General features: G+C 70.8%; 19 protein-coding genes and 1 pseudogene. 13 read left to right on the forward strand and 7 right to left on the reverse strand.

What is annotated here, in order from left to right; translation table 11 throughout:
• Window positions 1-261 precede the first annotated feature (261 nt).
• Window positions 262-1,302: a LuxR C-terminal-related transcriptional regulator gene (locus ACFZCP_RS26840; RefSeq protein WP_391431112.1), complete on the forward strand. Its 1,041-nt coding sequence runs from the start codon at window positions 262-264 to the stop codon at window positions 1,300-1,302.
• Here the strand turns inward: ACFZCP_RS26840 and ACFZCP_RS26845 are convergent.
• The gene (locus ACFZCP_RS26845; RefSeq protein ID WP_391431115.1) at window positions 1,230-3,482 is read right to left on the reverse strand and encodes an MMPL family transporter; all 2,253 of its coding nucleotides are present in this window, start codon (window positions 3,480-3,482) and stop codon (window positions 1,230-1,232) included. The genes ACFZCP_RS26840 and ACFZCP_RS26845 overlap by 73 nt on opposite strands.
• Before the next feature lie 149 nt (window positions 3,483-3,631).
• Here ACFZCP_RS26845 and ACFZCP_RS26850 point away from each other — a divergent pair, with 149 nt between their 5' ends.
• The 4 genes and pseudogenes from ACFZCP_RS26850 to ACFZCP_RS26865 all read left to right on the forward strand — a co-directional run.
• Complete coding sequence (locus tag ACFZCP_RS26850; protein ID WP_391431574.1) at window positions 3,632-4,378, forward strand: WHG domain-containing protein; 747 nt, start codon at window positions 3,632-3,634, stop codon at window positions 4,376-4,378.
• A gap of 60 nt (window positions 4,379-4,438) precedes the next feature.
• Window positions 4,439-4,840, forward strand: coding sequence for a BlaI/MecI/CopY family transcriptional regulator (locus ACFZCP_RS26855; RefSeq protein WP_391431119.1), 402 nt, complete (start codon window positions 4,439-4,441; stop codon window positions 4,838-4,840).
• Between the two features lie 17 nt (window positions 4,841-4,857).
• Window positions 4,858-5,820: a M48 family metalloprotease gene (locus tag ACFZCP_RS26860; protein WP_391431123.1), complete on the forward strand. Its 963-nt coding sequence runs from the start codon at window positions 4,858-4,860 to the stop codon at window positions 5,818-5,820.
• Window positions 5,821-6,145: 325 nt separating this feature from the next.
• Window positions 6,146-6,559 (forward strand): annotated as a pseudogene (locus tag ACFZCP_RS26865) (site-specific integrase); the annotation flags it as partial.
• 66 nt (window positions 6,560-6,625) lie between these two features.
• Here the strand turns inward: ACFZCP_RS26865 and ACFZCP_RS26870 are convergent.
• Window positions 6,626-7,063 (reverse strand): hypothetical protein, encoded by a 438-nt coding sequence (locus ACFZCP_RS26870; RefSeq protein WP_003974483.1) that lies wholly within the window; start codon window positions 7,061-7,063, stop codon window positions 6,626-6,628.
• A gap of 563 nt (window positions 7,064-7,626) precedes the next feature.
• Between ACFZCP_RS26870 and hemL the strand changes: the two genes are divergently transcribed.
• The 8 genes from hemL to ACFZCP_RS26910 all read left to right on the forward strand — a co-directional run bounded on the left by hemL (window position 7,627) and on the right by ACFZCP_RS26910 (window position 16,065).
• Window positions 7,627-8,946, forward strand: coding sequence for a glutamate-1-semialdehyde 2,1-aminomutase (gene hemL / locus ACFZCP_RS26875; RefSeq protein WP_391431577.1), 1,320 nt, complete (start codon window positions 7,627-7,629; stop codon window positions 8,944-8,946).
• Window positions 8,947-9,032: 86 nt separating this feature from the next.
• Window positions 9,033-9,680 (forward strand): histidine phosphatase family protein, encoded by a 648-nt coding sequence (locus ACFZCP_RS26880; protein ID WP_391431580.1) that lies wholly within the window; start codon window positions 9,033-9,035, stop codon window positions 9,678-9,680.
• A gap of 146 nt (window positions 9,681-9,826) precedes the next feature.
• A complete protein-coding gene (locus ACFZCP_RS26885) occupies window positions 9,827-11,128 on the forward strand; it encodes a hypothetical protein (protein ID WP_391431126.1) in 1,302 nt (433 codons plus the stop codon).
• Between the two features lie 235 nt (window positions 11,129-11,363).
• Window positions 11,364-11,954: a redoxin family protein gene (locus ACFZCP_RS26890; protein ID WP_391431129.1), complete on the forward strand. Its 591-nt coding sequence runs from the start codon at window positions 11,364-11,366 to the stop codon at window positions 11,952-11,954.
• Window position 11,955: 1 nt separating this feature from the next.
• Window positions 11,956-12,720 (forward strand): cytochrome c biogenesis protein CcdA, encoded by a 765-nt coding sequence (locus tag ACFZCP_RS26895; RefSeq protein WP_362689509.1) that lies wholly within the window; start codon window positions 11,956-11,958, stop codon window positions 12,718-12,720.
• A 3-nt stretch (window positions 12,721-12,723) separates the two neighbouring features.
• Window positions 12,724-14,439, forward strand: coding sequence for a cytochrome c biogenesis protein ResB (locus ACFZCP_RS26900; RefSeq protein ID WP_391431133.1), 1,716 nt, complete (start codon window positions 12,724-12,726; stop codon window positions 14,437-14,439).
• Window positions 14,436-15,536 carry a c-type cytochrome biogenesis protein CcsB gene (gene ccsB / locus ACFZCP_RS26905; RefSeq protein ID WP_362689515.1) on the forward strand — a complete coding sequence of 367 codons (1,101 nt, stop codon included), beginning with the start codon at window positions 14,436-14,438 and terminating at the stop codon, window positions 15,534-15,536. The genes ACFZCP_RS26900 and ccsB overlap by 4 nt, the downstream gene beginning before the upstream one ends.
• A gap of 127 nt (window positions 15,537-15,663) precedes the next feature.
• Window positions 15,664-16,065, forward strand: coding sequence for an SRPBCC family protein (locus tag ACFZCP_RS26910; protein WP_391431136.1), 402 nt, complete (start codon window positions 15,664-15,666; stop codon window positions 16,063-16,065).
• A gap of 77 nt (window positions 16,066-16,142) precedes the next feature.
• Here ACFZCP_RS26910 and ACFZCP_RS26915 read toward each other — a convergent pair whose 3' ends face one another.
• The 5 genes from ACFZCP_RS26915 to ACFZCP_RS26935 form a co-directional block, all read right to left on the reverse strand.
• Window positions 16,143-17,690 carry a hypothetical protein gene (locus ACFZCP_RS26915; protein ID WP_391431583.1) on the reverse strand — a complete coding sequence of 516 codons (1,548 nt, stop codon included), beginning with the start codon at window positions 17,688-17,690 and terminating at the stop codon, window positions 16,143-16,145.
• Window positions 17,690-19,783, reverse strand: a complete 2,094-nt coding sequence (locus tag ACFZCP_RS26920) for a hypothetical protein (protein ID WP_391431139.1) — start codon at window positions 19,781-19,783, stop codon at window positions 17,690-17,692. Before ACFZCP_RS26920 ends, ACFZCP_RS26915 begins: the two co-directional genes overlap by 1 nt.
• Before the next feature lie 88 nt (window positions 19,784-19,871).
• Window positions 19,872-21,266 (reverse strand): condensation domain-containing protein, encoded by a 1,395-nt coding sequence (locus tag ACFZCP_RS26925; RefSeq protein ID WP_391431144.1) that lies wholly within the window; start codon window positions 21,264-21,266, stop codon window positions 19,872-19,874.
• A gap of 130 nt (window positions 21,267-21,396) precedes the next feature.
• On the reverse strand, window positions 21,397-22,419 hold the full coding sequence (locus ACFZCP_RS26930; RefSeq protein ID WP_391431147.1) for a 2-oxoglutarate and iron-dependent oxygenase domain-containing protein: 1,023 nt from the start codon (window positions 22,417-22,419) through the stop codon (window positions 21,397-21,399).
• A complete protein-coding gene (locus tag ACFZCP_RS26935) occupies window positions 22,367-22,816 on the reverse strand; it encodes a nucleoside deaminase (protein ID WP_362689533.1) in 450 nt (149 codons plus the stop codon). The genes ACFZCP_RS26930 and ACFZCP_RS26935 overlap by 53 nt, the downstream gene beginning before the upstream one ends.
• Between the last annotated feature and the right edge of the window lie 76 nt (window positions 22,817-22,892).

Consider the following 22,892-nt stretch of genomic DNA (forward strand, 5'->3'; position numbering starts at 1 on the left):
TTTCACGACTGGTGTCGGAGCCCCCCGCTCGTCATCCATTCTGCCTGATCAGAAAACCTGGAACCACGTTTTTCGGCTGCGCCTGGTCGCCATGGCGAGAATTCGCCAGGAGGTGATGCGACCTCGCCTTGGAATGACAGGACTCACTCACTTGGCGTCACGGCCCCCGACGCGCCCGGCCGGCGGTCGGCGACGACCGGCCCGGCCTCAGAACGGTAACGTGTAGATGTTCGAAAGATCATCGGGGGGATCGGGGGAGACGTGCGAAGACCGGCGGAGCCGCAGGAGCAACGGGAGCAGAGCGCTGTCGCTCCGGCCCTGTACCAGTGGGTGCGGACCGGAGGCGCTACCGACGAGGCCACGCTGCGTGCCGAGTTCGAGGTGGGGGGAGAAGAACTCGGTGTGGCGTGGACTGAGTTGAAGGAGCTGGGCCTGGTCCACGCCGGCTCCGACGGATCCTCCCTCTCTGTCGTGGATCCGGAGGCAGCGCTGCTGCGGCTGCTGGACGAGCAACGGCGCTACATGAACCTGCACCGGCAGTTCGTCGACCGGGGAATGTGGGCGGTCGAGAGTCTCGTCGGCCGCTATCGGCACACCGTCGAGCACGAGCAGGGCGACATCGAGGTCGAGGTCATCCGGGACGCCCGGCGCATCAACCGACTGCTCGACGACCTCGTGGACCTGGTTCAGTCCGACGTCGCCTCCCTCCACCCGGGGCCGTTGCCCCCGGCGGAAGTGCTGCGCCTCGGACTCGAACGCGACCGGGGCCATGTCGAGCGCGGTGCGCGAGTGCGCACGGTCTACCCGACCCGCTTCGCCGCGCTCCCCTACGTCCAGCAGCATCTTCAGGATCTCCTGGCGCTGGGCAGCGAGGTGCGGCTCAGCCCCACTGTCCCGCTGCACATCATCGTGGCGGACGGCCGTATCGCACTCCTTCCGATCGACCCGGACGAGCCTGGCAAGGGCGTGATCCTCGCCCGCGGCGCCACCCTGGTGCGCTCGTACGCCGCCCTGTACGAGTACTGCTGGCATGCGGCCTCCCCGGTCACCGCCGACCATGGAGTGGCGCCGCCCGGCCACGCGGCCACCGAGCAACAGCGTGCGGTGGTGCGGCTGATGGCCACGGGCATCAAGGACGAGCAGGTGGCGCGGCACTTGGGGATCTCCCCTCGGACGGTGAGTCGGGTCATGTCGGAGGTCATGCAGCAACTGGGGGCGGAGAGCCGCTTTCAGGCGGGCGTCCGGGCGCTGGAACTCGGCTGGCTGAGTGGTTCGGCCCCGGCTGCGGGTGGCTCCGGCTGACCGGAGGCCAAGGGCTGCGGGCGGGAGTCTCCGGAAACCGAGGGCCGTGCGTCCGTCTCTCGCACTCCGTGCCGTTCCCACCAGCGGGCCAGTGGCGCCGGGGCCCACCAGGCCGCCCGGCCCAGCAGCCGCAGCGCGGCCGGCATGAGCAACAGGCGCACCACCGTGACGTCGAGGACGATGGCGACTGCCATGCCGACGCCGATCATCTTCACGAAGCTGATGCCGGAGGTGGAGAACGCGGCCACCACTACGACCAGGAGCAGTGCTGCGCTCGTGATGATGCGGGCGCTGCGCTGGACACCGACCGCGACCGAGTTCACGGCGTCGCCCGTGGCGTCCCAGTGCTCCCGCATCCGGGCCAGCAGGAACACCTCGTAGTCCATGGACAGACCGAACAGGACCGCGAGCATCAGGATGGGCTGGCTGGCGTCGATGGTCCCGGTCGCGGTGAAACCGAGCAGACCGTCGCCGTGGCCTTCCTGGAACACCCACACCACCACACCGAACGCGGCGAACAGCGACAGAGCGTTCATCAGTACGGCCTTCAACGGCAGGACGAGCGAGCCGAAGGCGAGGAAGAGCAGGGCCATCGTCGCCAGGACGGCCACCAGCGCCATCCAGGGCAGGTGAGCGGCGAGGCTGTCGAGCTGGTCCACGAGCGCGGCGGTCGGCCCGCCCACCAGCGCGTCGCTGTGTGCGGGTGCGGGAACGCCGCGTACGCCGGTGACCAGGTCCCGCGCCTGCTTGCTCATCGGGTAGGCGGAGTAGCCGACTTGGATCAGTGCCGAGTCGCCGTGCACGGCGGTCACCTGGGCTCCGTCGGCCCCGGGTACCTGCGCCAGGCGATGCGCGTAGGCGGTGAGCTGCTCCGGAGCCGGCCGGCCATCGCCGAAGGTGACGACCACGGTCATCGGCGAGGTGAGGTTCGGTGCGAAGTCGCGGTCCAGACGCTCGCCGGCCACGCGACTGCCGGTGTGCTCGGGCAGCACCTTTTCCGTGACACCGCCCCAACTCGCCTTCAGGAAGGGCAGGCCGAGTGCGACCAGGACGACCACGACGGGTACGGCCACCCGCAGCGGACGGCGCATGACCGCACGCGCGGCGCGGAACCAGCGCCCGTCCTCGACCGCCCCCTCGCCACCGCGCTTGCCCTTGGGCAGGGGAACGCGCAGGGAGTTGATGCGCGGACCGAGTAGGGCCAGAAGGGCGGGCAACACGGTGAGGGAGGCCAGCATGGCGATGCCTACTGCGGCTACACCGCCGTAACCCATGGACCTCAGGAATCCTTGCGGGAAGATCACCAGGCTGCCGATGGACACCGCGACCGTGACGCCCGAGAAGGCGACCGTGCGGCCGGCGGTGGCCATAGTCTCCCGTACCGCGTCCGGGGTCGGCCGTCCGGCCGCCAACTCCTCGCGGAAGCGGCCTACCACGAACAGCGCGTAGTCGATCGCGAGTCCGAGGCCGAGCATCGTCACGATGTTCAGCGAGAACACCGAGACGTCGGTGAAGTGGGCCAGCGCCCGCAGGACCGTGAAGGAGCCGAGTACCGCCAGCGCACCGATCGCGAGCGGCATCGAGGCCGCCGCGAGGCCGCCGAAGATCAGCACGAGCAGCAGCAGGAGCAGTGGTGCGGACAGGGTCTCGGCGCGGGAGGTGTCCCGCTTGGTCAGGGTGCCGACGTCGTCCATGACGACGGCGTGACCGGTGAGACCGAGCCGTACCCCGGAGGCGTGGAAGTCGCTCTTGATACGGCCGAACACGTCCTTGGCGCTGTCGGCGTCCGGGGCGTCGAGCCGCAGTGCCGCGAAGGTGCTGTGCCGGTCGTGTGAGACGAAGACGGGCGACTTGGTCGTCCAGTAGGTCTTCGCGCTCTTCACCGCGCCCTTCGGCAGGCCGTTCAGCGACTCCTCCACCGCCCGGCGGAAGGCAGGGTCCGTGACCGTGTGGTGCGGGTCGCTGAAGACCGCGATGACGTCCGTGCGTTCGTCGGGGAACTCCCGCTCGATCCGCTGAGCCGCCCGCTGTGACGTACTGCCGGGCGTGTCCCAGCCGCCGCCGCTCAGGTCGTCGCCGACCCGTCCGCCCCACACTGCGCCCACGACCACGACGGCCAGCCCCAGCACGAGCATCAGCCATCGCCGACGTGCGACGAGCTCCCCCCAGCGAGCGAGCATGTCCCCTCCGCTTCCCCCTGCCGGATGACGCCACCCGCCATCCGTAAACGCTGTTAGCTTACACCGTTTACTAGATGCTACTGGCGTTAACATTGTCAAGCGACGACGAGCGGGACCCGGGGTCCCCAGCAGGAGGCAGAGCCGTGAGCATGCAATTCGCCCCGCCAGCTACACGGCGGGCGCAACAACGGGAGCAGGCGCGCGAGCGCCAGCGGACCGAGACGAAGTCGGAGATCCTGCGCTGCGCGCGTCGGCTCCTGGTCGAGGAGGGGCCCGGCGCGGTGTCGTTGCGGGCCATCGCGCGCGAGATGGGCATGACCGCACCCGGCCTGTACCGCTACTACGCGGACCACCGCGAACTTGTACAGGCGCTCACGGCCTTCCTCTACGACGAGTTCACGGTGGAGCTGCAACGCGCCCGCGACCAGGCCCCGGACGCCTCCCCGGCGGGCCGCTTCGCCGCGACGGCCCGGGCCCTGCGTACCTGGGCGCTCGCCCACCAGGCAGAGTTCACGCTCATCTTCAGCAAGCCCATGTCGGACGCCGACTGCGCTCCCGGTGACCCGTGCCACGCGGCCAGTTGGCGCTTCGGCGCTGTGTTCGTCGGTCTCATGATGGACCTGTGGCGGACCGGGACCATCCCCCCGCCAGAGCCTGGCAAGCTCGACCCGGCATGGCTCTCCCAGCTCGAGGAGGTACGCGAACACGTCGGCTCCGAGCCGCCGCTCGAGATCCTTTACCTCTTCGTACTGGCCTGGTCCCGGCTGTACGGCCAGGTGTCCATGGAGGTGTTCGGCCACCTGGCCTTTGCCCTGGCCGATCCGGAGCCGCTGTTCGAGCACACCTTGCGGGACATCCTGCGCCTGCTGGGCGCAGACCCCGTTACCGGCAGGTAAGGAGCCCGTGGCACACTCCCCTCTCACGGGATTCTCACGGGCAGGGGAGCAGCCACGGTCATGATCCGCAGAGCACTGCTCGGCATGGGGGACCCGGGAGGCCGCCGTCCCAACGGCACCCTGGAGGCGGAGGTGTTCTCCGTGCTCCAATCGGCTGGGGGCGCGCTCACACCGGGCGAGGTGATCAGCCGCCTCACCGGCGACTACGCCTACAGCACGGTGGTGACCACGCTGTCCCGCCTGCACGACAAGGGCCTCTTGTCCCGCTCTCGGCGAGGGCGCGCGTACGCTTACACCCCGGTCGACGACGAGCCCGGTCTCGCCGCCCGCCGCATCCACCAGATGCTCGCGGACGAACCTGACCGCGAAGCCGTCCTCAGCCGCTTCGTGGACACCCTCACCTCCGAGGACGAGCAGTTGCTACGGCGTCTTCTGGGCGCCGACCTGTCCCCCGACGGCTGAAGGGAACCGATACCTCCGTGTTCTGCACGGTCTACGTCCTCCTGCTCCTGGCCCTGCCCGCCGCTTTGCTCGCGCGTCCCCTTGCCGAGCGTGTGGACCCCCAGGTGGCGACCTGGGTCCTCACCGGCACCGCCGCCGTCCTGTCCGTGGCCAGCAGCGCCGCGCTCGCCCTGCTCACCTTCACCGGTCTGCTCCGCCTCCCGGCCGTTGCCGCCATGGGCCGTTGGTCCGTAGGGGTCCTCCGGCAGGGCACCCCCGCCTGGGACGGCTTGCCCCTGCTGGCCGGCGCCCTGCTTGCGGCGCTCACCGCCAGGACACTGCGCACGCTGCGACGGCGCACCCGTGCTCTGCGCACAGCCGCGGTTGAGACGGCGCGTCTGCCGGAGGCGGTTGCGCTCGGGGGCGGCGACATCGTCGTACTGGACGACCCGGCGGCCGAGGCGTTCGCCGTCCCTGGGCCGGCCGGACGAATCGTCGTGTCCACCGGCATGCTGGCGGCCCTCGCTCCGGAGGAGCGCACCGTCCTCATCGCCCACGAGCGGGCCCACCTGCGGGACCGTCACTACCTCTTCGTCACCGCGGCCCACTTGGCGGCTGCGGCGAACCCGCTCCTGCGCCCGCTGGCCCGCCACGTCTCCTACACGGTCGAACGCTGGGCCGACGAGCGAGCTGCCCATGCCACCGGTGATCGTAGGCGGGTGGCCTGCGCGATCGGCAAGGCTGCGCTCGCCGGGCGCCGCTTCGGAGCCGGCCGAAGCCCCCACGGCTCGGCCGCACTTCACGCCACCGGCACCCCTGCTACCCCCAGCGCCGTCCCACGCAGGGTTGCCGCGCTGCTGGAGCCACCGCCGTCCCGTCCTCCGCTCGTGATCGCCCTGACCGTCACGCTGACCGTCCTGTCCACCGCGGGCATCTGCTGTGCGGATCTGGCACACGACGTGGTGCGACTTCTGGAGTTGGCGAGGGCGGCGGAGCGCTAACCCGAGGCAGTCCATCCATGCCCACAACGCCGGTCCGGCGACGGCTCGTCCGTAACGTGGAAGGTGGTGGCGGACGACTGCCCCCACCAATCGGCGGACGACGGAGCGCGCAGTGAACGACGTGTGGCAGTCCCTGATCGGCATCGCAGCCGGCCTGATCGCCTGCTGGCTGATCCTGCTCGCAGTCCTCGCGCTGGCCCGCCCCCGGGGCAACCTGCTCACCGAGGCGGTCCACCTTCTGCCGGACCTGCTCCGCCTGGTGTCGCGCCTGGCCCGCGACCTGCCGCGCCGCACCCGCTGGCTGCTGTGGCTCCTGGTCGGCTACCAGTCAGTACCCCTGCCGGCTCAGATCGCCTTCGCCCTCAAGGCCCACATGGAGGAGTTCCGACCGGTCGAGGTCACCTTGCCGTGGGGCAAGCCGGACGGCGAGCCGAAGACCTTCCGCCTCCTCTTCGTCGACACGAAGGGGCGGGCCTACAACCGCAGCGTCTTCAACATGGGCGACTGGAAGCGCGCCCTTGCCGCCGCCGGCGTCATACCTCTCGGTCACTCGGACCCGGGCTTTACGCTCCGGACGTACACGCATCTGCTGCCGTCCAGCGAGACCCGCACCCGCAAGGCGATCGACGATGCCTTCGCGGAGGCCGAGGCGGCGGACGACGGCGACCCTGTCGCCGCCCAGGGCACATCGGTGCCTTCACCCAAACCCATGTGCCCCCAATGTGCCCTGGCCGCCTAACGGCCCCTCTCAGGCACTAGCGGGAGCGGGACCCGAAAGCCCGCCCGAACCCCACAAAAACCCAGGTCAGGGCCACACCAAGCAATAAGGCTGATGCCCCGCCTCATGCAACCGATGGCTGAAGTCCTGCCACTCGTGCAGCAGCTGGTAGACGTTGAACGCGTCCCGGGGGCCGCCCCGGTCCGGCACGGTGGACCAGATGAAGGCCGCCGCGCCCACCGCTTCCTCACCGATGCCGCGCAGGGGGTCGACGACCGTCATGGGGAGCTTGACGACGGCGTAGTCGGGGTGCAGGACGACCAGCTCCAGGGGCGGCACCTTGTGCAGGGGCACGCCCTCGATGCCGGTCAGCACCATCGCGGCCATCGTCTCCGGCTTGATCTTGGTGAACATGCCGTTCATGCCCAGCTCGTCGCCGCCGAGTTCCTCGGGGCGCATCGAGATGGGGACGCGGGCCGCGGTCGCGCCGTCCGGCGCGCCGAAGTATTTGTACGTCACCCCCACCCGACCACCATTCCTGCTCCCCGCCCGGAGGCGGTCGGCCCGGTGGTCGAGCCGGCGCTCGACCGGCCGGTCCAGTTGCTGGTCCAGTTGCCGGTCGGTCTGCCGGTCGTACCGCTCGGGCTCATTCGGTACACCCTGTGCCTGCCGTGCGTCCGTCTGCCGTGCCTCGGTCGTCTCCTCCGCGTCGCGCCGGTGCCTTCCCCGCCGGGCACGCCGAGGACCGAGGTCATCAGTCCCCTCGCCCAGTCCGCCACCGCGATGCATATCTCCACCCGACTGCTTTTCTAGGACGCGTGGCCCCCGCCGCGCAACCCGATCATCGTGTCAGTGACCTCCCCCACGGCCGCCCGCCGAAACGTGCGGTGAAACACCAGTCCGCAGGATCTTCAACAGCTCCTGACTACTACGTGCCGATGAGCTGTGTGTATCAGGTGCCAGTCTCGCAGATGGCGCGGCCGCGATCTTGGGGTCCGCCGCTTGCGGAGCGAGCAGCGGCCTACCCTGAGGAGGTCACTACGCATCCGGAGTCCGAGAAGTCGGAGAAGTCGCACGTCATGAGTGCCATGAGCGAACTGCCCTATCCCTATGAAGCGCCTGCCTCGCAGGCGCTCTTCGACCGTGCGTCCGTCGTCACGCCGGGCGGCGTGAACTCCCCGGTGCGCGCCTTTCGCGCCGTGGGCGGCACGCCCCGGTTCATGGTGTCCGGCAAGGGCCCGTACCTGACCGACGCGGACGGCCGGGAGTATGTCGACCTGGTGTGTTCCTGGGGTCCGATGATCCTGGGGCATTCCCACCCCGAGGTCATCGGCGCCGTCCAGGAAGCGGTCGCGCGCGGTACGTCCTTCGGTACGCCCGGTGAGGGCGAGGTCGCGCTCGCCGAGGAGATCGTCGCCCGGGTGGAGCCCGTCGAGCAGGTACGGCTCGTGTCCAGCGGGACCGAGGCGACCATGTCGGCGATCCGGCTCGCCCGCGGGTTCACCCAGCGGTCCAAGGTGATCAAGTTCGCCGGGTGCTACCACGGGCACGTCGACTCCCTGCTGGCCTCGGCCGGCTCCGGCGTCGCGACCTTCGCGCTGCCCGACACGCCCGGCGTCACGGGCGCCCAGGCCGCGGACACGATCGTGCTGCCGTACAACGACCTGGAGGCCGTGCAGGAGGCCTTCCACCGGCACCCGGGCGAGATCGCCTGTGTGATCACCGAGGCCTCGCCCGGCAACATGGGTGTCGTCCCGCCGCAGCCCGGGTTCAACCAGGGACTCAAGGACGCCTGCGGGAAGAACGGCGCCCTGTTCATCTCCGACGAGGTCATGACGGGCTTCCGGACCAGCCGGGCCGGGTGGTACGGCATCGACGGGGTCAGGCCCGACCTCATGACCTTCGGAAAGGTCATGGGCGGAGGGTTCCCCGCCGCCGCCTTCGGCGGGCGGGCCGACGTCATGGCCCACCTCGCGCCCGCCGGGCCCGTGTACCAGGCCGGCACCCTCTCCGGGAACCCGGTCGCCACCGCCGCCGGGCTCGCCCAGTTGCGGCTCCTCGACGACGCGGCGTACGACAAGGTCGACGCCGTCTCCGGGCAGATCCAGTCCCTCGTCACCGAGGCGCTGAGCAAGGAGGGCGTCGCGCACCGGCTGCAGACCGCCTCCAACATGTTCTCGGTGTTCTTCACCGACCGGCAGGTGCGGGACTACGAGGACGCCAAGCGGCAGGAGTCATTCCGCTTCACCGCCTTCTTCCACTCGCTGCTGGCGAACGGCGTCTACCTGCCGCCGTCGTCCTTCGAGTCCTGGTTCGTGTCCACGGCCCACGACGAGCGGGCCGTCCAGAAGATCGCCGACGCCCTCCCGGCGGCGGCCCGAGCGGCCGCGGAGGCCACGGCAGCATGAGCAGCAACGGCAGCAGCGGCAGCAGCGGCGACAACGGCAGCAACGGCGACAACGGCGGCAAGGGGGACATCACCGTCGTCCACCTCATGCGGCACGGCGAGGTCGACAACCCGGACGGGATCCTCTACGGGCGGCTGCCCGGCTACCACCTGTCCGAGCTGGGCCGGCAGATGGCCGACCGGGTCGCCGAGCACCTCGCCGCGCGGGACGTCACCCACGTGGTGGCCTCGCCCCTGGAACGCGCGCAGGAGACCGCCACCCCCATCGCCAAGGCGCACGGGCTCGACCTCGCCAGCGACGCGCGGCTGATCGAGGCCGGCAACGTCTTCCAGGGCAAGACCTTCGGGGTCGGCGACGGCGCGCTGCGCAAGCCCGAGAACTGGAAGCACCTGGTCAACCCGTTCAAGCCGTCCTGGGGCGAGCCGTACATCGACCAGGTCGTCCGGATGATGGGCGCGCTGAACGCGGCCAAGGACCAGGCCCGCGGGCACGAGGCGGTGCTGGTCAGTCACCAGCTGCCGATCTGGATCGTGCGGTCGTACGTCGAGAAGCGGCGCCTGTGGCACGACCCGCGCAAGCGGCAGTGCACGCTCGCCTCCCTGACGACTTTCACATACCAGGGTGACAGGATCGTTTCCGTCGGCTACGCCGAGCCCGCCATCGATCTGGTTCCGGCCCACCTCCGCGCCGGCGTCAAGCCGGTGAAGGGGAAGAGCAAGGCCTTCGGCGCGTAACTGCCGCTCCTGGCGGTCTGTTTGACTTGCCTTAGGGTGCTTTTGTCGGAGCTATTGCGAAAAACATACAAATCTTAGTGAACCTCCCCGATCGTCACGCCCTCTGACTGGGTGACCACCAGCAGGCGTGATGATCGGGGATTTCCATGCGCACGTTCTCCCGGACCCATTCCCGGAGGGGAATACTCGGCCTCGGCGCGGGTGCCGCGGCTGCCGCCGGCCTCGCCGGCTGTGGGTCCCTCAAGTCCTCGGACGGCGAGGGGCATGCGTCCGGTTCCGGGAACTCGGGCGGAGGAAGCGGCGACGGAGGGGCGAACGGCGGGACCAAGGGGCGTCCCATCGGCGACGGCTCCACCTCCTTCACCGGCAAGCAGCCGCACCAGCCGGCCAAGCCCGAGCCGCTGGAGCCGGGGCAGACCCCGCCGCAGTTCGTGATCTTCTCCTGGGACGGTGCCGGCGAGGTCGGCAACGGTCTCTTCCCGCGCTTCCTGGACCTGGCCAAGGAGCACGGCGCGAGCATGACCTTCTTCCTCTCGGGGCTGTATCTGCTGCCCGAGGCGAAGAAGCGGATGTACCAGCCGCCGAACAACCTGCGCGGCGCCTCCGACATCGGCTACCTCAGCGACCCGCACATCAAGGCGACGCTGACCAACGTGCGCCGGGCCTGGCTGGAGGGGCACGAGATCGGCACCCACTTCAACGGGCACTTCTGCGGCGAGACCCACGGCTCGGTCAAGTGGTGGACGCCACAGCAGTGGCAGAGCGAGATCCAGCAGGCGAAGTCCTTCGTGAAGGAGTGGAGGACCAACACCGGCTGGCACGATCTGCCCTCGCTGCCCTTCGACTACGACAAGGAGCTGGCCGGCGGCCGTACGCCCTGTCTGCTCGGTCAGAGCAACCTGCTGCCCACCGCCAAGAAGCTGGGCTGGCGCTACGACGCCTCCTCGCCGGGCGGCCGTCAGGTGTGGCCGGTGAAGCAGATGGGCATCTGGGACCTGCCGTTGCAGCAGATACCTTTCCCCGGGCATTCCTTCGAGGTCCTGTCCATGGACTACAACATGCTCGCCAACCAGTCGGTCAATACGACCAAGGCGCCGGCCTACAACTACCCGGGCTGGCGCAAGCAGTCCGCCGGGGCGTACATCGCGGGCTTCGAGCGTGCATACAAGACAAACCGGGCACCGTTCTTCATCGGCAACCACTTCGAGCAGTGGAACGGCGGCATCTACATGGACTCCGTCGAGGAGGCCTTCAAGCACATCGCGCGCGAGAAGGAGAAGGGTGCGGACGTGCGCATGGTCTCCTTCCGGCAGTTCGTGGACTGGATGGACGTCCAGAAGTCCGAGGTGCTCGCCAAGCTGCGCACGCTGGAGGTCGGGGCGCAGCCGGCCGGGGGCTGGAAGGAGTTCCTGCGGAGCGGCGGGTCGGCCTCCTCGGACGCCGCCTGAGACGCCGCCCGGGTGTCGCCGGGGGAGCGCCGGACGCCGCCGGAGGGGCACCGGCGTGCAGTGGTGGAGAGCGCCGGGCCCGGTCGGGGAATGCCGGGTCCGGCCGGGGGAGGTCGCGCGGAAGCCGCTGGGTGATCCATCCGGAATGTCCGGAGTAAGTACGCCCTGAAATGCGGTTTTCCGCCCGGCAGGGGGGCGCGCGAGATCCCCGGAACAGGCATGCGAAACTTTTCACATGAGTACCCGTAGCCGCGCCGCCCTGCTCGGCGCCATGGCTGCCGCGGCGGCCCTGACCCTGTCCGCGTGCGGCAACGGCGGCACCTCCGGCGGCGGTGGCAACACCAACTTCGTCACCGGCAACAACGGCATCTCCACCGCCCCCGAGGGCAAGCGGTCCGCGGCGCCCGACCTGTCCGGCAAGACCATCGACGGCAGGACCGTCGACGTCGCCGACTACAAGGGCAAGGTCGTCGTGATCAACGTCTGGGGCTCGTGGTGCGGGCCCTGCCGGGAGGAGGCCAACTACTTCTCCAAGGTCTCCCGCGCGTATGCGGACAAGGGCGTCCAGTTCGTCGGCATCAACACCCGGGACACCAGCACCACCCCCGCGGTCGCCTTCGAGAAGGAACACGGGATCGACTACCCGAGCCTGTACGACCCGACGGGCAGGCTGATGCTCCGCTTCAAGCGGGGCACCCTCAACCCGCAGCTGATCCCCTCCACGATCATCATCGACAAGGAGGGGAAGGTCGCCGCGCGGGCGCTGGAGGCGCTCGACGACACCACCCTGCTGAAGATGCTCAAGCCCGTCCTCGCGGAGAAGTGACGTGAGCGCACTCCTCACGCTGGCGGCCGAGAACGAGACCGTGAAGCACGGCGCCCTGCTGGTCGCCCTGCCCATCGCTCTGCTCGGCGGGCTCGTCTCCTTCTTCTCGCCCTGCGTACTCCCGCTGGTCCCCGGCTACCTCTCCTACGTCACCGGGGTCGCCGGCACCGACCTCGCCGACGCCAGACGCGGGCGCATGGCCGCCGGAGCCGCCCTGTTCGTGCTCGGCTTCAGCGCCGTGTTCATCTCCGGCGGGGCGCTGTTCGGCTCCTTCGGCTGGACCCTGCAGGAGCACAAGGGCGTTCTGACCAAGGTGCTCGGCGTACTCATGATCGCCATGGGCGTGTTCTTCATGGGGCTTATGCCCTGGTTCACCCAGCGCGAGTTCCGCTTCCACAAGCGACCGGCGACCGGCCTGGTGGGCGCGCCGATAGTCGGAGCCCTGTTCGGCATCGGCTGGACGCCCTGCATCGGCCCGACCCTCGCGGCGGTGAACGGCCTCGCCATCGAGCAGTCGAGCGCCGGGCGCGGGGCGGTGCTGATGGTCGCCTACTGCGTGGGCCTCGGCGTGCCCTTCGTGCTCGCGGCCGTCGCCTTCCGCAAGGCGCTCGGCGCCTTCGGCTGGGTCAAGCGCCACTATGTCTGGGTGATGCGCATCGGCGGCACGATGATGATCGTGACCGGTGTGCTGCTGCTGACCGGGGCGTGGGACAGTCTCGTGCAGGAGATGCAGGGCTGGTCCAGCGGCTTCAATGTGGGGATCTGATCGATGAGCAAGACCGAAACCGGCAGCGGCCAGGACCAGGAGGACCTGGGGGCGGCAGGCGCCCAGCTGTCCACCGCCCCGCAGGAGGAGGCCTCGGGCTTCATCGGCCTGGGTGTGATCGGCTGGGCCCGCTGGTTCTGGCGGCAGCTGACCTCCATGCGGGTCGCGCTGCTGCTGCTCCTGCTGCTCTCGCTCGGCGCGATCCCCGGCTCGCTGATCCCGCAGACCGGCGCCGACCTCAACAAGGTCGACGACTTCCGCAAGGCGCACACGACACTCGCGCCGATCTACGACAAGCTCGGCCTCTTCCACGTCTACAGCTCGGTGTGGTTCTCCGCGATCTACATCCTGCTGTTCGTCTCCCTCATCGGCTGCATCGTCCCGCGCACCTGGCAGTTCGTCGGCCAGTTGCGCGGCCGCCCGCCGGGCGCCCCCAAGCGGCTGACCCGGCTGCCCGCCTACACCACCTGGCGCACCACCGCGGAGCCCGAGCAGGTCCGCGAGGCCGCGCTCGCGCTGCTGAAGAAGCGCCGCTTCCGCGCCCACACGGCCGGTGACGCGGTCGCCGCCGAGAAGGGCTATCTGCGCGAGCTGGGCAACCTGGCCTTCCACATCGCGCTGATCGTGCTGCTGGTCGCCTTCGCCTCCGGCCAGATGTTCAAGTCGGACGGCACCAAGCTGATGGTGGAGGGCGACGGCTTCTCCAATGCGCTGCCGATGTACGACGACATCAAGTCCGGCAGCATGTTCACGCCCGACGACCTGGTGCCCTTCAGCTTCGACCTGAAGGACTTCCACGCCACCTACGAGGCCAGCGGCCCCAACCGGGGCACCCCGCGCACCTTCCAGGCGAAGATCAGCTACAGCGAGGGCGCGTACGGCAAGGAGAAGCCGGCCACCATCAAGGTCAACGAGCCGCTGAAGATCGGCGACTCCAAGGTCTACCTCGTCAGCCACGGCTACGCGCCCGTCATCACCGTCCGGGACGGCCGGGGCAAGGAGGTCTTCCACGCCCCCGTGCCCCTGCTGCCGCTCGACGGCAACGTCACCTCCAACGGCGTGATCAAGGTGATGGACGGCTACCGCGACGGACAGGGCAAGAAGGAGCAGCTCGGCTTCCAGGCCTTCTTCGTGCCGACCTTCGACCCGAAGGCGGGCACGATGCTGTCGCAGTTCCCGGCGCTGGTGAACCCGTTGCTCGCGGTGAACGCCTACCACGGCGACCTCGGCGTCGACACGCGCAGCCAGAACGTGTACCAGCTCGACACCACGCACATGAAGCAGTTCAAGGACGCCAAGGGGCAGCAGCTGAAGAAGCTGCTCAGGCCGGGCGACACCCTGCAGCTGCCGAACGGCGCCGGGTCCCTCACGTTCGAGAAGGACGTCAAGGAGTGGGCCGGCTTCGAGATCGTCCAGGAGCCGGGCAGCGGCTGGGCGCTCGGCGGTGCCGCCGCCGCGATCTTCGGTCTGGCCGCCTCGCTGTTCATCCAGCGCCGCCGCGTGTGGGTGCGGGCGGTGCGCGGCGCCGACGGTGTCACGGTCGTCGAGATGGCCGGGCTCGGCCGCAGCGAGTCCGCCAAGGTCCCCGAGGAACTGGGCGACCTCGCCGCAATCCTTTACGAGCAGGCGCCGGGGGCACCCGACCCCGACGGCTCCTCAGCATCCAACGAAGCAACCCCCGACCCTCACGTCGTACCTGCCGAAGGGGCTGAGAAGTGACTCTCGCCGCCGCACACGATCTCGCCGCAGCCACCAACGAACACCTGGCGAGCATCAGCAACACGCTGATCTACTCCTCGATGGCCGTCTACACGCTGGCCTTCTTCGCCTACATCGCCGAATGGCTCTTCGGCAGCCGCAGCAAGGTGGCCCGTACGGCCGCCGCGCTGACCGCCGACGGTGGCCGGCAGGCGGGGGCGCCCGCCGTGACCGTGAAGCAGGCCGGGGGGACCGCCGTGCTGGAGCGGCCCAAGGTCGTCGTGCGCTCGGCGTCCGGCGCCCGGGACGTGCCGGACGGGCCCGGTGCGCACGGCGGGGACGAGCAGGGCGACCTCTACGGGCGCATCGCCATCTCCCTCACCGTGCTCGCGTTCCTGGTGGAGCTGGCCGGCGTCGTCGCCCGCGCGGCCTCCGTGGAGCGGGCGCCGTGGGGCAACATGTACGAGTTCAACATCACCTTCTCCACGGTCGCCGTCGCCGTGTACCTCGGGCTGCTGGCGCTGAAGAAGAACGTGCGCTGGCTCGGGCTGTTCCTGGTCACCACCGTCCTGCTCGACCTCGGCCTCGCGGTCACCGTCCTGTACACCGCGAGCGACCAGCTGGTCCCGGCCCTGCACTCGTACTGGCTGTACATCCACGTCTCCACCGCGATCTTCTGCGGCGCGGTGTTCTACGTCGGCGCGGTCGCCACGATCCTGTACCTGTTCAAGGACTCGTACGAGAACAAGCTGCAGACCGGCGGCAAGCCCGGCAGGTTCGCCACCTCGGTGCTGGAGCGGCTGCCCGCCTCCGCCTCGCTCGACAAGTTCGCCTACCGCGTCAACGCGGCCGTCTTCCCGCTGTGGACGTTCACGATCATCGCGGGCGCGATCTGGGCGGGCGACGCCTGGGGCCGCTACTGGAACTGGGACCCCAAGGAGACCTGGTCCTTCATCACCTGGGTCGCCTACGCCTGCTACCTGCACGCCCGCGCCACGGCCGGCTGGAAGGGCCGCAAGGCCGCCTACCTGGCGATGATCGCCTTCGGCTGCTGGCTGTTCAACTACTACGGCGTCAACATCTTCGTCAGCGGCAAGCACTCCTACGCGGGCGTGTAGCCCCCTCCGACCCCGAGGCCGGTTCCCGTGACCCATGGTCACGGGAACCGGCCTTCGTCGTGGCGGGCCTTCGCGGCCGGGCCCGCAACCACGTGCGGAAGCCTCGGCGACGGGTCAGGCTGGTGTCATGAGCGGTTCCATCGAACAGGGCACCAGCCAGACGCACGGGAACACGCACATACTCCACTTCCTGGTGCGGCTCCCGCGGCCCATGGAGCAGGTCTGGCCGGCGGTGGCCACCCCCGGGGGGCTCGGGTCCTGGTTCACCGCCGTCGACGTCCTGGAACCCCGGCTCGACGGTGTGGTCACCCTGCGTGAGCTGGGCACGGGGCGGGTCACGGCGTGGGACGTGGACCGCGTCGCCGAGTACACCGTGGGCGGCGGCGGCCGGGTCCGGTTCCATCTGGAACGGGACGGGGGCCGGGGGTGCGTGCTGCGGTTCACCCATGAGTTCCAGGGTGAGGGGGAGTCGGAGGCCGACTGGCGGTCCCGCTTCGAACGGCTGATCGAAATTCTGAACTCTCCGTGACCTGGGCCCGCGCGACGGACCGGCGGCCGGGGACCGCCCCCCCCAGGACGGCGGACCGGTTCCCGGGAGCGCGGTCCCTAGGACGGCGGCAGGCACTCCTTCGACGGTGGCTTTCCCTCCGGCCAGGCGATCTTCACGAACCGCGAGCCGCCTTCGGGAGTCAGCTCCACGATCGGTACGGCCTTGTCGTACGGATTGCCGTGCACGTCCAGGCAGATCCAGCCGCTCGCCCCGCCGACCCGCAGCGAGCCCTTGACCTGTGGCCACTGCAGGCCGACGTCCGCGAGCGCCGGGAAGTTCTTCCCGTCCGGCACCGCCTCGCGGATGCCGTGCACCGCCAGCTGCAGTGCGTCGTAGCCGATGATCAGCTGGCCGTCGTCCAGGGCGGCCGGACCGATCGGCCCGGCCGGCCCGCGCTCGGCGGCGGTCAGCAGCTTGTGCAGCGCGTCGAAGTCCGCCGCCGTGCCGCCCGTCCTCGCGGGGTCCTTCGTCCATGCGTCCGGGTGGGCCAGGGAGGTGTAGCGCACGGAGAGACGGTGGCGCAGGGCGGAACGGTCCAGGTCGCTCTCGTGGGTCAGGTACGAGGCCTCGTCACCGGTCAGCACGGTGAACGCCCGGTCCTGGCAGCCGCGTGCGCCCAGTGCGTTGATGAACTGCCGCAGCTGCGTGTGCCGCCCCGCGAACAGGATCGTGTCCGTCTCCCGGGAGGTGTCGCACACCAGATGCGTGATCTGCCGGAAGGTGTTCGCGGTGGTCCCCTCCTCGCTGCGGTCCGCGGGCGGCGTGAACGGCTGCGGCTCGTACGGCGAGCCCTTGATCAGCGCCGCGAACGACTTCTGCAGCGTGCGCGTGTACGGGTCGCCCGGCCTGTCGTACACCAGCAGCGCCTTGCCCGCGCTCACCCGGGCGAACGAGGCCAGCGCGCGGGCCTCGTCGGTGTTGGTCGGCGAGACCCGGGCGAGCCCCGGATAGGGGTCCTTGCCGCCCTGCCCGTTGGCCAGGTCGTCGGCGGTGATCGAGGAGCCGACCACCGGGATGCCGTGCCGGGTCAGTGCCCCGACGGCCTTCTTGTTGTTGTCGGTGCTCTGCCCGATGCCCGCCACGGCCCGCAGCCGGTCCGCACCCGCCGTCATCCGCACCAGCTGGTCCACGGTCTGCTGCCAGTGGTCCCCGGTCGCGCCCGGGTTGGCGAGCACCAGCCGGATCGCGGGCGCCTGCCCGTTGGAGTCGTGGTTGGCCTGGTACTGCGCCATGTAGGCGCCCTGCAGCTGGTGCTGGATGTCGTTCAGGCTGGTGCGGGAGGTGGACGAGTACGGCAGCATCAGCGCCACCGTCACCCAGGTGCCCGGCTTGAGCCGGTCGTTCTCCCGCGCGATCGCGCCGACGACGTCCCGCAGCTGGGTGTGGCCGAAGTCGTACGGCCCCGTCGCCACGCCCACGCACTGAGTGCTGTCCGGCGGCCGGGCCACCCCGGGCGCGCAGGAACGGTTCACGTGGGTGAGCGCCCGCACCCCGAACACCAGCCCCGCGATCAGGGCCGCCGTGACCAGCAGGGCCAGGTAGCGGCGCAGCGGGATCTCCCACACGCTCTCGCGCACCCATGCGCCCGCGCCTCTGCGTGCCATCATGCCTCCCCGCTGTGGTCGTCCGGGTCGTCGTCCGCATCCTCGGGGTCTTCCAACGGGCGCCCGGCGAGCGCCGCCGCCGGCCAGTCCCGGGAGGCCCGCCACAGCAGCGCGTTGCCCGCGGGCCGCAGGTTGGACAGCTGCTCCAGCTCGAAGCGGAGCCGCTGGCCCACCGTCGCGTCGGGCAGCGCCAGCGGGTCGGTGAGCTGCCACACCGCCTGCAGCAACCGCTGTATGCGCAGGTGCAGTACGGCGTCCACGCCGTCCGGCGGCTGCCGGCCGGCGTCCGTGTGCCCGAGCGCGACCGCGGTGCGCCGGTCGCTCCGGCCGCCGAAGTCGCGGCCCTCGTCGTCGTGCGCGTGGAAGTACGGCGCGGACGCGACGAAGCGCAGGGTGCGCAGCCAGGTGCCGGTCCCCAGGGTGGGGAAGGTGTCGCGCAGATGGGCGACCGCCGACTCCGTTATGCCGAGGGCGAGTTCGTGGTGGAGCCGGTAGCGGGCGTGCTCCGGGTCCGGGTAGTGCGCGATCAGCGTCTCGTGAGCGGTGCGCCAGGACGCGTGGTCGGCGTCCCGCAGGTGCAGCCGGAGCAGCAGCAGGGTGCGGACGAAGGGGTCGCCGACGAACTGGCCCGGCACGGTCGCCAGCCCCTCCCCGGCCAGCCGCATCTGCAGGGCCCGTACGTCCGCCGGGCCGAAGGTGTCCGGCAGCAGGGCCGCGGCCAGCGCGCAGGCCGAGTCGTGGTCGTGGGCGGCGGCCAGCACGGTCAGCTCGTCCAGGTGCTCGGCGGGCACCAGCCGGTCCAGCAGCGCCCGGTAGGCGGGCACGGCGGGCTGGTCCTCGGCGGGCCGCACGTCCGCGGTGAGCAGTTCGCCGAGCGAGGCCGACTCCGGCAGGTTCTGCGCGGCGGACTCGGCGAGCAGGACGATGCCCAGGGGGTTGCCCGCCGTCAACCGGTGAGTGGCGTGCGGCAGTTGGGGCGGGACGGGGGTGTCCTCGCAGACGGCGCCGATGATGTGCAGGGTGTCGTCCGGGCTCAGCGCGGGCAGCGCGACCAGCAGCGCCCGCGAGGAGGGGGCCGCGTCGGGGGTCCAGTCGCTGCGCCGGGCCACCTCGGGCAGCTCCCGCCGCACCGCGTTGCGCAGTTCCTCGCGGCCCTCACCGCGCCGGGCCGCGATGAACGCCACCTGGTCCGCGACGCCCTCGGCGCGGTCGCGCAGCACGGCCTCCACAAGTCCGGGGCCGGGGGAGGACTGGGTGTTGTCGAGGAGCACCAGCGGCCGGCCGAGGCGCTGCATGCGCGGCAGCACCCCGGTGTACGCCTCCGTCAGATCGGCCAGCAGCGCCCGCACCAGATACCGCTCCGCGTGGTCGCGGGAGGTGCCGCCCGCCCGGAAGTGCCCGGACAGCAGGATGAGTCCGCGCTGGGCGTGGCCGCCCGCGTTCGGGTACGTCCGGTACCACACCGACGCCTTGTGGTGCCGGCGGCTGGTGAAGCCCTCGGCGACGGACTCCAGGGTCGCCTCGATCGCGCCCGACACCAGCGGCCCGGTGCCGGTGGCCGCGGCGACCACCTTCGCCGCCACCTTTCCGGCCCAGCGCCCCGCGAACCCGCTGATCCACGAGCCGCTCTCGTTCAGCAGCAGGATCCGCTCGACCTCCCGGCGGATCCGCTCCGAGTCGGCGTCGCCCCAGCCGCCCGCGGCCACCGCCACCAGGCCCGACATCAGCCGCGGAAAGGTGATCCGCCCGGCCCCCGTCACCGGCTCCGCCAGCTGCTCGGCGATCACCAGCAGTGCCTGGGCCACCGGCGACCACGACTCGGCCGGCCGTCCCTCGGGCGGCCCTGCGAACTGCTCCTCGTCGCAGTCGACCAGCGCGACCGGCGTGTGGCCCTTGTAGGCGTCCCGTAGCTCGGTGAGCACCGCGCTCTTGCCCAGGCCGCGGGCGCCCGTGAGCACCACGAAGGGCAGTTCGCCCGGGTGCTCGAACGGATGACCGCGATGCTGGTGGGGGCGCAGGCCCACGAGGCGCGGCGCGAGACCGGCCGGATCGACGTCGAACAGCGCTGCGCGCCCGTGCAACCGTCTGTGCACCGCATCTCCCCCTCAACAGCAGTGTAAGAAGGGGGAGTTGCTCCGGACCAGAGTCAGTGATGTCCGTTGGGTTACGAAATTGCCCGGGTCACGTATGCGGCGAAAGGACCAGATCCCGCAGTCGCTCGACGTACAGCCGCATGTTCTTCGCCGCCGTGTCGGTGTCGGGGTGCCGGCTCGCCAGCCACAGGCCGTCGTGCAGCCGGTTGACCCACACGCACACCTGGTCCCCGTACGACACCCGCAGCAGTCCGTACGCCTTCTGCCCGGCCCACTGCCCGGCGCCGGGGATGCCGCGGGCGTCCACGAACGAGACGATGGAGTACAGGTCGGGCGAGACCGGCCGGAAGTCCGCGCCGAGCAGGCTCAGTACCCGGGCGAGCGGCATCCGGGCGAGGGGCCTGTTCGCCTGCAGTTCGGCGCGCACGGCCCGCAGGGCGCTCGGCAGATCGGGGGTGCGGGCCACCGGCACCTCGATCGGTGCACCGCCCACGAACCAGCCCACGGACCCGGACCACCGTGACTTCAGCCGGGTGTGGAACGGCACCACCGTCCGGTACACGGACTGCCCGCCGAGTTCGTGGACGATCAGGCCGGTCGCTGCCAGCAGCCCCACCAGGCTGCCGCCGTACGGCCGGCAGTACGCCTCGAACGCGGCTGCCGCATCCGCGTCCACGAGCGGCTCGCAGATCATCGACTGCCGCGGCAGCGGGCCGCCCGGTTCGATGCCCAGGCCGACCGGGAAGCCGGGCAGCGTCCCGCCGCACCGCCGGATGAACTCCCGCCAGCGGGCCACGATGTCGTGACGGTCGTCGAGGCGGTCCGCGTCCGACCGCTCCAGCTCGCAGAAGTCGACGTAACTGGCGGGCGGGGTCCGCACCACGGCCGGTCGCCCCTGGAGGCCCGCCGTGTACAGCTCGTGGATCTCGGCGGGGATGCCGTGCAGGGAGTAGGCGTCCACGTTGCTGTGGTCGAAGGCCATGTACACGCTGGTCGAGTCGGGCCGTACGACCGCCGAGTAGATCAGGTTCGGCCAGCGCAGGGCGTCCGCGACGGCGTCGAAACGGTCCTGGAGCCGCCCGGCCAGGGAGGCGGCGTCGACGAAGTCGCCGACGGTCTCCTGGTGCAGGTGGACATCACCGGCGTCCAGCGTGAACCGGTGCAGCCGGTCCTCCTCCCCGCCCGCCCAGCGGAAGCCGCTGCGCAGCGTCTCGTGCCGCACCGTCCAGGCGCGCAGGGCCTCCTGGAGCACACCGAGGTCGGCGGGGCCCGGGAGGTCGAAGGCGGTACCCAGCCAGGTCGGCACGAACAGCCCGCCGTCGCGCACGGACCTGGCGGTCCTGATGTGCGCCTCCTGGATGTACGCGGGTGGCCGGGAGTCCTCCGGCAGCCCGGCCGCCGCCGCGACGGTCGCCGGACTCAGCGTCCATTCGACGAGCCGTCCCGGTCGTACCTCGCAACGCTGGATGTCAGTGATTCGCACGCGTCTCCGATCGCAGAAAGGGGCCCCCGATGGCGGGCCCCCTTCCAAGGGCAATCCCGTCGGACGCGGCCGGGACATGCCCGCCCGGAGCATTTCAACGGAACGGGTGGCGGACCGAACGCGGAACTGATTAACCGACGGTGATCGAGTCGAGCTTCTCCCGCAGGTAGACGTGCGAGTCGACGGGCGGGTACGCCACCCTGCCCACCGGCGCCGGCACGGACTCCACCAGGGTGCCCGGGGTGCACTCGCCGAAGTACACGAGGGACATCAGCTCCTCGGCGGGCGCGTCGGAGGGCGGCGGCAGCACCCGGTGGCGGCCCGACCGCCACCGGTCCCCGGTCCAACGGGCCATCAGATCCCCGATGTTGACGGTGAGGGCGGCCGGGTCGAAGGGCGCGTCCCGCCACCCGTCACCTCCGTCCGCAGGGTCCGTGTACACCTGCAGGCCGCCCTTGCCCGCCTGCCGGTCCAGGACGGTGACGGTCCCGAAGTCGGTGTGCGGGCCGATCCGGAACTGCCCGGGCGCCGGCTCGCCGACGACCTCGGTCCCCGGGTACCAGTTGATGTTGAAGCCGTACGTCGGGTGGTCCATGTGCCGGGAGAAGAAGTCGGGTTCGAGGCCGAGGGCGTACCCGAGGAGGGTCAGCAGCTCCTTCTCCAGCGCGGCCATCCTCGCGAGGTACTCCTCGCACAGCGGGCGCAGCGCGGGAACCTCCGCCGGCCACACGTTGGGCCCGTACCACTCGGCGTTGACGACCGGGTCGTCGAAGGGTTCGTGCGTGGCGAAGGTCAGCGACTCCTTGAGGTCGGGCGGCGTCTCGGTGCCCTCCGCGTACCCGTTGGCCTCGGCGCCCGGCCCCAGCCACCCGCGCCCTCCCACCCTCGCCCCGTAGCGCCGCTTGACCTCCTCGGGCAGCAGGAAGAAGTCCCGGGCGGCCGCACGGATCCGGGCGCGCAGCCCCGGGTCGACGCCGTGCCCGGTGACGAGCAGGAATCCGGCGCGGCGCAGGGCCTCGTCGACGGTGCGGGCGAGGGCGGCGCGGGCCTCGGCGCCGCCCTCCAGCCAGGGCCCGAGATCGATGGTCGGAATGCTCGTGCTACTCACCGATGTCCTCGTTCCACAGAGCCGGGTTGTCGCGGATGAAGGCATGCATCAGGCCGGCGCACCCGGGGTCGTCCAGGAGCACGATCTCCACGCCGTGGGCGGCGAGCCAGTCCTGCCCGCCGCGGAAGGTGGCCGCCTCGCCGACCACCACCCGCGAGATCCCGAACTGGCGGACCAGACCGCTGCAGTACCAGCAGGGGGAGAGGGTGGTCACCATGGTCGTGCCGCGATAGCTGCGCCGCCGTCCCGCCGCGCGGAACGCGGCGGTCTCCGCGTGCGCCGAGGGGTCGCCGTCCTGGACGCGGCGGTTGCGGCCGCGCCCCAGCAGCGCGCCGTCGGCACCGTAGAGGGCGGCCCCGATCGGGATGCCACCCTCGGCGAGCCCGCCGCGGGCCTCGGCGACGGCGGTGGCGAGCCAGGCGCGGGCCAGTGCCTGATCCATACCCTCACTGTCCCCCGGCGAGGGCCCCGGAGCAACGTGCCGCGCCCCCGTGCGGGCGGTCCGGACCGCGTCGGTA

This window comes from Streptomyces sp. NPDC007971, assembly GCF_042958635.1.
Taxonomy (GTDB): domain Bacteria; phylum Actinomycetota; class Actinomycetes; order Streptomycetales; family Streptomycetaceae; genus Streptomyces.